Source organism: Parabacteroides sp. AF17-3, from assembly GCF_003635445.1.
Classification (GTDB): domain Bacteria; phylum Bacteroidota; class Bacteroidia; order Bacteroidales; family Tannerellaceae; genus Parabacteroides; species Parabacteroides goldsteinii.
Genome location: NZ_QTMM01000002.1, coordinates 264,424 through 277,930 on the forward strand (window position 1 = coordinate 264,424; position 13,507 = coordinate 277,930).

General features: G+C 42.7%; 10 protein-coding genes. 1 reads left to right on the top strand and 9 read right to left on the bottom strand.

The genetic code is table 11. The features are described from left to right. Positions 1–4: 4 nt before the first annotated feature. The gene (locus DWW91_RS03380) at positions 5–3,247 is read right to left on the bottom strand and encodes a TonB-dependent receptor (protein WP_122326946.1); all 3,243 of its coding nucleotides are present in this window, start codon (positions 3,245–3,247) and stop codon (positions 5–7) included. 590 nt (positions 3,248–3,837) lie between these two features. On the opposite strand from DWW91_RS03380, the gene DWW91_RS03385 reads away from it, so the two are divergent. After that, positions 3,838–4,347 (top strand): RNA polymerase sigma factor, encoded by a 510-nt coding sequence (locus DWW91_RS03385; RefSeq protein WP_122326947.1) that lies wholly within the window; start codon positions 3,838–3,840, stop codon positions 4,345–4,347. A 59-nt stretch (positions 4,348–4,406) separates the two neighbouring features. On the opposite strand, the gene DWW91_RS03390 is transcribed toward DWW91_RS03385, so the two are convergent. The 8 genes from DWW91_RS03390 to DWW91_RS03425 form a co-directional block, all read right to left on the bottom strand. Continuing rightward, positions 4,407–8,036, bottom strand: coding sequence for a tetratricopeptide repeat protein (locus DWW91_RS03390; RefSeq protein WP_122326948.1), 3,630 nt, complete (start codon positions 8,034–8,036; stop codon positions 4,407–4,409). A gap of 47 nt (positions 8,037–8,083) precedes the next feature. Next, positions 8,084–8,890, bottom strand: coding sequence for a metal ABC transporter permease (locus tag DWW91_RS03395; protein ID WP_122327079.1), 807 nt, complete (start codon positions 8,888–8,890; stop codon positions 8,084–8,086). 169 nt (positions 8,891–9,059) lie between these two features. After that, the gene (locus tag DWW91_RS03400; RefSeq protein WP_009860091.1) at positions 9,060–9,479 is read right to left on the bottom strand and encodes a hypothetical protein; all 420 of its coding nucleotides are present in this window, start codon (positions 9,477–9,479) and stop codon (positions 9,060–9,062) included. Between the two features lies 1 nt (position 9,480). Then, positions 9,481–10,710, bottom strand: coding sequence for a 3-phosphoshikimate 1-carboxyvinyltransferase (locus DWW91_RS03405; protein ID WP_122326949.1), 1,230 nt, complete (start codon positions 10,708–10,710; stop codon positions 9,481–9,483). A 55-nt stretch (positions 10,711–10,765) separates the two neighbouring features. Further along, positions 10,766–11,095, bottom strand: a complete 330-nt coding sequence (locus DWW91_RS03410) for a type II toxin-antitoxin system RelE/ParE family toxin (RefSeq protein WP_009860093.1) — start codon at positions 11,093–11,095, stop codon at positions 10,766–10,768. Then, positions 11,092–11,373: a hypothetical protein gene (locus DWW91_RS03415; protein WP_122326950.1), complete on the bottom strand. Its 282-nt coding sequence runs from the start codon at positions 11,371–11,373 to the stop codon at positions 11,092–11,094. The genes DWW91_RS03410 and DWW91_RS03415 overlap by 4 nt, the downstream gene beginning before the upstream one ends. Before the next feature lie 200 nt (positions 11,374–11,573). Further along, positions 11,574–12,029 carry an HU family DNA-binding protein gene (locus DWW91_RS03420; protein WP_046146037.1) on the bottom strand — a complete coding sequence of 152 codons (456 nt, stop codon included), beginning with the start codon at positions 12,027–12,029 and terminating at the stop codon, positions 11,574–11,576. A 300-nt stretch (positions 12,030–12,329) separates the two neighbouring features. After that, complete coding sequence (locus DWW91_RS03425; RefSeq protein ID WP_122326951.1) at positions 12,330–13,493, bottom strand: DUF4998 domain-containing protein; 1,164 nt, start codon at positions 13,491–13,493, stop codon at positions 12,330–12,332. Positions 13,494–13,507 lie beyond the last annotated feature (14 nt).

The window sequence follows — 13,507 nt, forward strand, 5'->3', positions numbered from 1 at the left end:
TAAATTAGAATCCTAAATTAAGTCCCACATTGATCACACGTTGAACAGGATAACCTAATCCGTTACCTGCCATTTCAGGATCCCATAGTTTAAATTTGCTCCAACAAAGCAAATTAGTTCCACTCACATAAAAACGTAAGTTCTGAACCTTGAACTTCTTCACCAAATTTTTGGGTACAGTATAACCTATTTCCACAGATTTCAATCGAAGAAAAGTAGCATCCTGCATAAACCAGGTACTTGTCTGATTGTTATTTTCAACTGACTGATTTGCCAAACGAGGCCAGAAAGCATAAAGATTCCTGTTATTTTCCGACCAATAGCTATTAGCTATCACATCCAGCACTGCATTTTGTCCCAGCAAACCATCTTCACCATTCTCTCCGGCATCTCCATCTAAAAACGGAGTGATCTTTTTAAGATCCAGCCAGAAAGACTGGCGTCCCGACCCCTGGAAAAAGAAAGAGGCATCGAGTCCTTTGTAACCTACCGACAGACCGAAACCATAATTAATCTCCGGGGTTGTCGGATAACCGATAGGAACTTTATCCAATTCCGAAATTTTACCGTCACCGTTTACATCACGATATTTAATATCACCCGCCATATATTCACCGAATTGGGTAGGAGAATTTTTTACTTCTTCTTCATCAACAAACAAACGTTCTGCTATATATCCCCATGTCTGTCCCAACGATTTGCCAACTTTCGACAACCAAGGAGTTTCACTGTAATCCGGTTCTTCCCATTCCACAGCCTCGCTCGTTGCATACGTAAACGTTCCGCGTCCTGTGATCCATAAATCTTTATTGAAACTCTTCTCATAATTCAGTTCCATATCCACACCTTTACCTTTCGCCTTTCCTAAATTAGCCTTTACATCAGGAATGATCCCCATTGTATTCGGGATTATACGGTTCAGCAAAATATTTTCCCGCCGTTCCGTGAAATATTCAACATTGGCTGAAAGCCCAAATACCGTACGCATTTCTGCTCCCACATTCAATTTATAGGATTTTTCCCATCCAATCTCATCATTGGCATAACGGTCTACAATAATCCCCCCCGGATTGTAATTCAATTGAGTACCCCAATTCACATTCCGGTCACTGCTATTCAATGTTACTTGCGACAGATAATAGAACCGGTCATTACCATCTCCAATCTGATCCTGGCCTGTCAAACCGTAAGAGGCCTTAAACTTAAACTGGTCAAACACTGTCGTCAGAGGTTCGAAAAAGCTTTCTTTTGAGAGCATCCAGCCACCGGCTACAGAAGGAAAGAATCCCCAGCGATTATTTTTGGAAAAACGTTCCGAACCATTATATCCAAAAACGAACTCACCGAAATAACGCCCGTCATAATTATAGGCTGCACGTCCGGCTAACCCCATATTACGCCCGGGTAAAGACAATTGAAGATTATCGGCTATACCCGTCTTTTTACTTTGCATTGTATAAACTAACAAAGCATTTACCCCATGTTTGTCAAAATTACGGGTGTATTCTGCTGCTCCTTCCAGATAAAAATTCGTATTTACATATCTATTTCCCGGATTATAATTAATCCATTCCGTACCGGTAGCCGGATTCAAACGATTCAGTTTATAAGTATTATTCTGAAGATTATAAGATGATATATTATAAAAGAAAGGAGAATAAGCACGGTCTACCGAATATTCAGAATAACGGTCTATATTGATCTTTGCACGGATAGCAAGTCCTTCGGTCAACATATCCAACTTCTGCTTACCTTCGAATTGAACCAGCATCGTATTCTTACTATAATCATTATACCCCTTCAATGCCTGTGCATACGGGTTTACATAATTACCGGCACCATAGTTACCGAATAAGATATGCTTGGAATATGCGTACTGTTCATCCGGTTCATAATAAGGTTTGAATAATACGGGATTGGCCATCATCACTTCCTTGTACATAAAAGAACCGCCGCCGATAGGTCCTGTATATTCATCAAACGTTCCGCTCATACGCAATACCAACTCCGTTGTTTTTGTCAGGTTGATATTGATATTCGAACGGATCGAATATTTCATCAGGCTGATATTAGAATTAAAATTATTTCTTTTATCGACTTTCATGTTACCATTGTCTTTCGACACATTGGCAGCCACATAATAACGGGCAACCGTTCCACCACCGCTAAGGCTCAGATTGGCACGCTGGTTGGAGATCACATCGTTGAACATGGTATCATACCAGTCCGTTGTCGGGAAAATATTCGGATATAATCCACGTTCGGTCATCGTTATTTTTTCTTCCGAATACAAAGCCAATCCCAGTGGGTCACGGGTTTTAATTGCTTCATTCTGCATCCGCATATAAGTAACAGGATCGGTCTGGCTGATTTTTTTGGTCGGAGATGAGAAAGAGTTTTCCACACGGGCGTTAATGGTTACTTTTCCTTCTCTACCTTCTTTCGTTGTAACAGAGATTACGCCATTCGCTCCGCGTGCACCGTATAATGCCGTAGCCGTAGCATCTTTCATGATCGAAAAACTGGCAATATCATCTGTATTCAAACGTGCCAGGTCATCTGTACTCAATTCAATACCGTCGATCAGGATAAGCGGATCTTTCTTTGCTTCAGCACCAAAAGTCGTAATACCACGGATAAAGAAACTGGCGTTATCCTGTCCCGGCTCACCACTTGTTTGATAAGAGATCAATCCGGCAACACGACCGGCAAAAGCCGTTGTCAGGTTACTGCTCGGGATTTTTAACTCCGTCGGTTTCACAGTCGTAATGGCGGATACCACACTTTCTTTTTTCTGTTTGGCGAAAGCGACTACGGTTACTTCTTCCAACTCATCCGTTTTTGCTTCCATTACAATATTCAGGAATTTCTGTCCGGTATACTTAATTTCTTTAGTTTCCATACCGATATACGAAACAACCAGGGTACTGTTAAGAGGACAATCATCAAACTCAAAGTTACCATCCATATCGGCAATAACCCCTTTCGTACTACCTTTTATCTGCACCGTAGCACCAGGTAAAGGATCTCCTCCCGTATCCGAGATTTTACCTTTGAATTTCGACGATTGTTGAACTTTGGCTACCACGGGAAATACTTCAGCCCGAAGGTTTCGACAGGGTAGTCCCACAACTGTTAATAAAAATGCCAAAAATATCCATCCATATGAATATTTTCCAGGCTTCGTGCTTTGAATCTTCTGAGGCTGACAGCATTGACCGCTACACCTCTTTCGCAATCTAATCATTACACTTGCTAATTTAAGGTTAATAAACAAAAAACAGGTCTAAGAATTATTTAATATGAACAGTCATTTTATCATCATAGTTCTTGGAGAACTATGGCTACAATATAACCTACTAAATATTAAGCACATAAGCATATTGATTGAAATATAAGACAGACAGAGAGATGATAGATGAAATCTGAGAAGGCTCTAATTGGTTAAATATAGTTATATTATCGCATATAGTTTTGTTTTAATTTCTATTTTTATATAATTTTGTTTTCACAATGTGATATAGTCTTTAAATGAAATAGTTCTCCAAGAACTAATATCCGGAAAAATATTCTTTACCTTACCAATATCCTCTACAATAGTAACTAGATAAGAACAAAAGAAGATCATTTCTATCCGATATTTACAATAAATCTATTCAGCATTCACCGAGAGACCATCTACTGTCTACCAAAAGTACGAAATCATCCGACAAATATGCTCTAACGGGTATGTAAAACAATTTCTGAATCTTTCCGTACGAAATCGAACACGCCATAACGAACATAAAAAATAGATTTGCAGCAGATAAAAACGTATATTAATAAACAACAAACATTATGAACAGAATACAATTTCAACAAAGATTACTCGGATTACAGGATCACATGATGAATTTCGCTATCAAGCTAACAGCAAACAGGGATGACGCTCTGGATCTGTTGCAAGATACTACACTGAAAGTGTTGGACAATCAGGAAAAATTCGTAGACAATGTCAATTTTACAGGTTGGGTTATGACCGTAATGCGCAATCTTTTCATTAATAACTATCATAAGATTGTGCGTGAACAGACTGTAGTAGATCAAAATACTGATTTGTACAACCTGGACATAACCAATGACTCCATCTCTGGTTCTCCAGACAAAGTCTATCAAATTCAGGAGATCACAAAAGCTGTTGCAGAATTGAACGATGAAGTAAAAATCCCATTTTCCTTATTTTTAAATGGCTATAAATATCATGAAATTGCAGAACAACTAAATCTCCCTTTGGGGACAGTAAAAAGCCGTATTTTTTTCGCACGCAAAGAATTACAGCAAAAGCTGAAAGACTACCAATATGCATAAGAAAAACTGTTTTGTCATGGCAGACTCGAGCCATGACAAAACAGGGGTATCTGTGCAGATCACCTCTTACGTGCCGCCTCTTTCGCTTTTTGCGCTTCGCGACGGGCCTTTTCTTTTGCTTTCAGTGTTTCTTTATACTGTTTTTCCTTCTGCTTACGCTCTTTTTCCTTTTGTTTGAGCCTTTCCTTGTATTCGCGCTCTTTTTGTTTGCGAAGTTCTTCACGAGCTTTCTGCTTCGCTTTACGGTCGGCTTCGGCCTGTTTCAACTTGTTCTTACGATCCTGTTCAAGTTGCTTTTCACGGTCGGCTTTCGCTTTCAGAAGGGCTTTCTCTTCTTCTTCCTGTTTCTTCAACAGGTCAGCACGTTCCTTGGCTTTCTGCTCCTGCAATTCTTTCTCGGCTTTCTGTTGTGCTTCGAATGCTTTGCGGTCAGCTTCCTTACGGGCTTCTTCGGCTGCGGCTTCGCGTTTGCGGATTGCTTCTATTTCTTTTAATGTAAGCTCTTTCCGTTCTTCCGGTGCCTGCACGGCAGGGACAGTATCCTGAGGAGAAGCAACCGCAACAGTATCGGAAACAGCCGGCTGTACGGAAACCGTATCGACAGGAGCTTCAATTGCCGGAACATTGGCAACAGTATCCGGGACAGATATCTCCGGAATGACAGTATCTTTCGGAGCAACCTGTTCTACTGGTTTTTCAGCTTCTTCTTTCTTTTCTTCCTCGGCTTCTTTTCTACGTACCGACTTGATTTCTTTTGCCGGGGATTCATCTTCCGGTTGAACTGTTTCGTCTGGTTGATCTTCGCCCGGAAGTTCTGATTCAGTTTCAGCTTCAGCTTCAGCTTCGGCTTCTTTCACTTTTTCTTCTTCCACCAACATACGATTATTCCAACGTGTTGCCAATTCCGGGGCTTTACCGCCAAAGTTTTCTTCAAAGAAGTTAATATATTCTTCCAGTGTCTTACCTCGCATCAATGTCTCGTAATTGTCCTCGGAGATCGGAAGGATAGCAACATTTTTATCCAGAGCCTGGGCGTAACCATCTTTACCATAAATCATTTTATAGTATTGCAAGATTTCTTCTATACCTGTAAATCCGCTGATGTTCAGCATTGACATCGGGCCGGCTTCTTCAAAAGCCAAATCAAACTCCTTCACCATAAAGTTGGCAAAGTTGTAAGCTGCCACGGCAAACAGCAACTGGTTTTTATCCACACTTCCGGTCGGATACATCAAGATCATACGGTAAGGAGTATTCGGTTCAGCTGTAAATGTACGTGCAGAGTCGGCTGCCGACAAAGAACCGTCTTCACCCAGACCAAAACGCAGGTTCCAGGTCATACCGGTCACGCTGCCTTGCATCAGGGTACGGCCACGGAGGATACCTTTCAGCATCTCACCTGCCAGTTCCGTCACATCGGCTGTCGGATATTTCTCTACCAACGCTTTCAGGGCCGTTTTGAAACCTTCGGCATCACCGGCTTGTACATAAGTCAACGCATCCAGGAACATAAATTTCGGCATCAGGGTTGCCAACGGATATTTAACACTGACATCGCGGAAATTCCGACGCACGGTAACAGTATCGCTTGCCAGATAACTATTATAGGTCTGTTGATAGATCGAATCCTGTACGGAATCCATCATACGTATATTATATTCATAATTCGGATCAGAGATGGCAATCGTATAATCCTCATTCGGGAAGGCATTGATCATCTTCGTCTTGTACTCGGCAGCCAAAGAGGTATTACCCGTACGGAGCGCCATCAGATAGACCTGGTAATAACTCTCCAAGCGGTGCGAATTATCCGGAAAACGACGTTCCAGTTCTTCAAAAGCCTCGATCGACAAAGGCAGATCCTCCAGTTTATCTTTATAGATCATCGCCATATTATACAATCCGTCCTCAATAATTATATTCGAGGCATCCACATCTTCCTGCGTGAAAGGTAACTGCTGCAAATAATATTCGCGTGATTTCGGGTCATCGGCAGCAACCTCGGGCAAACCGGCCTCCAGCGAGTCGGTCGGCAAAGGCTGACCATCCGGTCCGACGGCTCCGGCTGCTGTCTCCGCCAGTTCACCCTCTTCCAAAGCATCTTCGTTGAAGGTCGACATTTCTTTTTTACGGCGCCGCCAGTTATCTTCCAGTGTACGACGTCCCCACTTGCGCTGGAACTGCGCCTTACCCTGCGATACGGTCGAAGGATTATAGAAGTAAAAAGAAGTCCCGCCCGATGCAGTCGGGAGAACGATACCGCCGGTTTCTGTCCCGGGACGGTTTATACCCGTTCCTTTGGCAGCCTGGTCAGCCAGATAAGCCTCTTTCTCAGCCAAAGCCTTGGCCTCTTCTTCCTCTTTCTTTACCTGTTCTATGATCTTGTCGATGACAGCCAAACGTTCCGTCTCCGGCATTTTTGCCAGGGTCTGCAAGCTATCCTGCAAATGGACGGCTTCCACATGTACGACCAGTTCGTCCAGGACTGCCGAAAGTTTCGACACACGTTTAAAGTCTTTGTATTCTTTTTGGATGCCGGACAATGCGCCACTGAAACAAGGCTGTGCCTTTACATAATCACGCATGGTAAAATAGATATCGCCCAGTTTGATCTGGCAGATAGCTTTCTCCAGTCCGTTCTGTGTGCTCTTTTCGATACCCAATTCATAATTCTTTATGGCATTTGCCGTATCTTCCCGGTTCAGGTAAACATTTCCGAGGGCATAATAAACCTGATCCAGATAATCCTTATTCTTATCGCTCTTCGCCATGCGTTGAAGCATCTTGACTACCTTCTGATAGTTAGCACCGGAGAATACTTCTGTCTGACGGATACGGGCCGCAAATTCAAGTTCATAGGGAGGACTGGCTTTGGCTACTTCGTTGAACATTTTATAGGCAAGGCCATCCTGTTCCTGCGCGGCATAGATTTGTCCCAGCAGGTATTTCATACGGGTACGCTGAAGTTTGCTTTTTTCCGATTTGATTGCCGTCTTAAAATAAGGGATAGCTTCTTCATACTGTTTGCTCTTGACCAGATAATCGGCATAAACAGCGGCATACTGATTCAGGTTCTTGCGGGGTATTCCATTAGTATTCAGCTTACCCAAAATATCTTCGGATTCATAGAACCAATCCATTTCCGAATAACAACGGGCCTGCCACAAACGGGCTTCGGCCACTACTTCCTCGTCATGGGAATAATGGCGGGCAATATAAGAAAAAGTGGCAGAGGCTTGCAAGAAATCAGCATTATAGAACTGTCCCTGCCCGATCAGCAGCCAACATTTCTTCAGGAAAGGGTTATATTCTTCCTGTTCCTGCAAAGCACGTTGTTTGGGATCGTTGCGCCAACCCGGTTTCTTTGCCGGCTTGGCTTTGATGGAATGAAGTTTTATGGCTTTATTGCCTTTCTCGATGGCGCGGTCGAAGGGGCCGCCGGTTTCCTTTTTATCTTTCGGCTGTGCACTGATCGGATACATGTGGATCATTTCGGAATAACTTTCCTTGTAGCCTGTCTCCATAGATTTCAGGGCTTCATCAAAAGAAGTTTTTCCGTTATAATAGATATTGTATCTGGATGTAAAGGAATGGTAGAACCGGCTTGCTTTGGTGTTTTTCTTCGTACTGCACGACCAAAGCAAGAGAACCACGAATATCGAAATTATATAGTAAAAACCTTTCTTCACGTATTATGTGCACTCTTTATCATATAATAAACTGAGAAGAACCTGTTTTATTGCCTCTTCGTAAAGAATAATACTCCTTTCAGGATCAAAAAGACCAGCACCAGCACCAGGATGATAAAAGCTCCCGACGGTACATTCAGGAAATAAGACAGAACCAGCCCCACCACACAACTCAGAAAGCCAAGGACAATACTCCCCCAGATGATCTTCTTAAAGTCGGAAGTAAACAGATTCACTGTAATTTGCGGCAAAGTCAACAAGCTCATCAGCAACATAATACCGACCAACCGGATGGAAAGGACGATAGTCAGGGCAATAAAGAACATCATCATATATTCGATCCACTTTACATGGATATGCTGCGTCTTGGCAAAGTCGCTATCGAAAGCGACATAGACTATCTCCCGCAGATAGAGGGAAAATACTGCGATCAGCACCACCGCTAAAGCTGCTATCCAGATAATATCGGACAGGGAGATCGTCAGGATATTACCGAACAAATAGGCAGACAGATTGGGAGCATAACCGGGAGTAAGAAATATAAAAATTACTCCGAGCGCCATTCCTAACGCCCAAACACCGGCAATTGCCGAATCTTCACGCACATCCTGTGTCTTGCTCGCCCATTCTACCCCGAAAGCGGAAAGGACGGAAAAGACCATTGCCATCAAGATCGGGTTTGTACCCAGATAAAAGCCAAGTCCCAAACCACCGAAAGAGGCATGAGTTATACCGCCACTGATAAACACCAGACGGCGTGCGACAACGTATGTCCCGACAATACCACAGGTGATGGCTGTTAGCAAGCTGCCCAGCAAAGCATGTTGAAAAAAAGTATATTGTAATAGATCCATATTCATTCCATATGATGGTTCGTCTTATTTGTGCAATCTTATCCTTATATCCGATACGAGGTACAGAAAGTTTCACTATAAAGAAACAACTGTTTCACCATATAGAAACAAGTGTTTCATTAGGTAGAAACAATCTTTATGTTGAACACTGGTTGACGTTCTCTACCGTTTAATGTATTCTTCTCTCACCGACAATAAGAAATGCTTCATCCTTCAGTGCATCCGGCAGGTTCACGCCACGAAGTTGCAGGCTACGGAGCCACCCGGCCACCTCTTCCGACTGCAGGGTATAAAGTACCTCGCGGAACTCATCGACGGCATCCTCTTCATACTCATCTCCCTCCAGCCCCCGGAAACGATCCAGTTCCTCGTCATCATAATATTCAATCTTTTTGCTGACGGCAGCCAACAGACTGTCACGCTCACAAGTCTCATGCTGGCCACAGCATTCTTCGGGAATTTCACGCGCTTCAGGTATCTCGCTGATCTCCCCACGTTCCAGCATCTGCTGTAATTTTTTATTCCTGAAATAACCGGCTATGGCAGCAATAACGCCAAGCACGATAATACCAATGATAATGTACCACATGTTAATTTTCAATTAAAGCAAATCCTGCTTTGCGCAAGTCTTCCCAATAGGCAGGATAACTCTTTGTCACCACTTCCGGATCAGCCACTTTAAGACCTTTCGGCAATACCAGCGCAGCCGGGGCAAATGCCATTGCCATCCGATGGTCTTCATATGTGGCAATAATCGGATCAGCTTCCGGTTCGCAACGTTCCCCATTCCATTCCAGAATACTGTCGTTGCTGTCGGTCAACAGATAGCCGAGTTTACGAAGTTCCGTTTTCAAAGCTTCGATACGGTCGGTTTCTTTTATCTTCAGCGATTGCAATCCGGTGAAGCGGAAGGGGATATTTAGTAACACGCAGGTGACAACAAATGTTTGCGCCAAATCGGGTTCGTTGACAAAATTATAGATCAGTTTTTTTACCGCATTACCGTTATATTTCAGCACGACGCCCCGGTCTGTAAAGGTCGTACCAACACCCAGTTGAGCAAATAGTTTTGCTCCGGCGGCATCTCCTTGCAGGCTGTTCTTAAAAAGGCCCAGCAGTTCTATTTCGGCATTTTTCGACAAAGCCATGATTGCATACCAATAGGAAGCGGCACTCCAATCCGACTCCACGGTAAAACGGATCGGTTTATATTCCTGGGGAAGAATCTTGATGGTTTGTCCGTTCCAGGTAGCTTTCACCCCAAACTGTTCCATCAATTGTAACGTCAGATTGATATAAGGACGGGAGATGATATTTCCTTCCAGATGTAATGTCAATCCCTTTTCCATCAAAGGAGCGATCATTAACAAGGCTGAAATATATTGTGAACTGACACCTCCAGCCAGAGAGATCTCACCTCCTTGCAACGCACTTCCAAAGATACGCAAAGGGGGATAGCCTTCCTTCTCGATATATTCAATGCGGGCGCCTAACGAGTTCAGTGCATCGACCAGCAGTTTGATCGGGCGATTCTTCATCCGCTCCGTTCCGGTGATCGTCCATTCACCCACTATTTTAGAAAGGAAAGCAGTAAGGAAACGCATAGCCGTCCCGGCAGCCTTAATATCGAAATCACGACTATCGGAGTTCAGCGCCTTAACCATCACTTCCGTATCATCGCAGTCGGAAAGGTTCTGTATATCATACGGACTATAACTTAGTGCATTCAATATCAAAGCACGGTTACTAATGCTCTTGGAAGCAGGAAGTTGCACAGAAGCCCGAAGTCTTTCTTCCGGGGCCTTTATCAGATATTTCATTGCTTTTGTCTGTTCGTTTTAAACTGATGACAAAAGTACGGAAATTTCCGGATAGTTAGGTCTTCTTTTTACGAATACGACTTATCAATGTAGAGGGATCGCGGCGAACATCCCAAAGAGAAACGATATAAAGTACAGATTTCTTCTCATCCACATAATACACGAGTTTAAATAGTTTATGAACTAACAAAGTTCGATATTGGCGACGCGATGTATCCAATTCAGGAACATGAATCCCCATCAATGGATTTCCAGCCAAAAGTAAAATCTGATGGTCTACTGAATCAAGAAATTTCTCTGCAACTCTTTTCCCAAATGTTTTCGCACAATATTTTGTAGCTTTAGTTAGTTCTGCCATGGCAGTTTTCTTCCATTCGCATGTCATAAGGAAGCGAGCATTTGTCGTACATCCTTCATCACATCTTGATGCGAAACCGTTTCTAATATATCAGCATCAAGATCTGCCTCAAATGCCGTAATATTCTGCTTTACCTCTTCCAATGAAGAAGGGACACCAGGAATAGATTCCGTGTTCTTAGCTTGAGCCGCTTTAACCGCCCGATTGAAAGATTGTTTCATCTTATCAAGAACTTCAACACTATCTGTTTCCATAATCTTTCGGATAAGTTCCATTCGACGGGCATCCAGTTCCATAGCTGTCATAATACATTCCTTTCTTTAATTATATCTGATGACAAAAGTACGGAAATTTCCGGATAGTTAGGTGGTATTTTCATGAATAGGATTATTCGTTTATTATGCATTTAACTTCAATCAAAAAAGAAAGTGTTGCAAACCCTTCTCCCATCCCGACGGACAAGGCAGTTATTTTGCAACACTTTCATCATACATTCAGAGAAAGATCACTCGATCTCCGGACGGTCTTCACCGCCTCCTTCTTCAGGAGTTGTCTCGGGTGCAGCATTCAATTCCATCCAAAAGATGTTGTCGCTGATAAGCGAGCGGTTCATCGTCTTACTACCGCTGTTTTTCGTGGCTTCAGGAATGAAACGGACACGAACGCCAGCTATTTGCGAAACACTCACCTTGTCTGCCGATTCGACCCCGTTACCTCCCGCAGTAAGGGTGTAATAGAAAGTGCCCAGCCCGTCAAGCTTTACGGTACGTCCCTGTGACATGTAATCAGCCAGCACGCCTGCCAGTTCCATGAGAACAGCATAGGTGTCGGCACGGCTCACAGTCGATATCTGTGCCAAACGGTCAGATACCTCTTTTGTTGTCACGGGTTTACCGACAGTAACAGACTTCGGATACCACTTTCCATTAATCTTCTGTTGAATTTTTTTGAAAAAAGCCATACAGTTCAGATTTAAGTTATTTCTGATGCCTCTCAAAAAGGGAGAATGACAGGTGACGGACCTGACATGGTCTAGTGACGGACCTGATGCCCTCAGGTGACGGACCTGGCATAGCTCGATGCCGGACACTTGTTATTTCCCTCCGGAAAGTATCAAAATAATTCCATATGTCGGAGTTCCCGCGCCATCTCCGGCTCAGCGTGCCTTGTTTGAATCTGGTTCAGATGGAGGATGGCCTTTCCTTTTATGATATAAAGTAAGGAGATATTTTTGTGATATCTCCCTACTTTGTTTATAAAATCATTCTGTTCCTAACACATACACCTCTGATATAGAGGCAGACGGAGAACGATGGCTTTCTGTAATAACCAACTTCATATATCGAGCTTTTTTTATTTCTCCCAATACAATCGTTTTAGCATTCGGATCAGCCGTTTTTTCAAATTCCACTTTCCCGGCGATTTCCCAACTACGGTTATCCGTACTGATTTCAATATGAGCGGCCTTCAAATCCGTATTACCCTGTCTTTTAGCGATGGTTACACATTTTACGTCTTTTACTGTGTTCATATCAATTGTAATAGAATGCGGTAATTGAGCCGTAGTTGCCTGCCATTCACTATGCCAGAATGTTGAAGGGTCATTATCTATAATCTGAGCTGCACGACCGTTGGCACCTTCACCTGTCGGTTCTTCCGAAGAGAAATCATCTATCTTCCAGGCCCTTCTGTCTAATTTCAAATATTCAGGGAATATATCATCCAAAGAACCATCTCCTACATAATAGGTTGGAAACTTATCAACAGGAGAATCCAACTCGAATTGATCCAAGGCATTTTCCTCCGGCAAAAAGATCGTCTTATAACTGTATTCACCTCCCAACACATAATCATCGATCACAGTAACAGTTTCCGACGCAGGAATATTGATTGTCTTTTTTTCCCCAGTTCTATTGATATAAGTAAATAAAACATTCGAAGAATTTCCACCCTCTTCCCAATACAGGTTAACTTTATCAGCCAATGTCTCCACTAACCGGATCTTCCTTGGATTTAAATTAGATTTATAGATATCACCATAAACAGTTCCCTCAATTTCACTGCCCATAGACAAACTATTATCCACTCCGACATGATATAAATTGAAAATAAATGTACCTTCCGGCATATCTTCTAAAATATAAGAGAGATATCCATTCTTATCGACTTCCCCTCTGTCAATCGGGAAACTCACAGAATCTTGTTTATCATTCCAAAGAATTTTACAAGAAGTGATACGCGGGTCTGAATTTATTTTCCACAGGAGTTTAATCCGGTTGATTCCTCCTGCAGTTGTGACAGAATCCGCTTTTCCGATATAAGCTATTTCCCCCCGGTCCAAATATTCTTTTATATTATCATTCATACCATCACATGATACAAATAATACTGCCAACAAACTACATATAATTATTACAGCTTTCATAAATATAAAGTTTA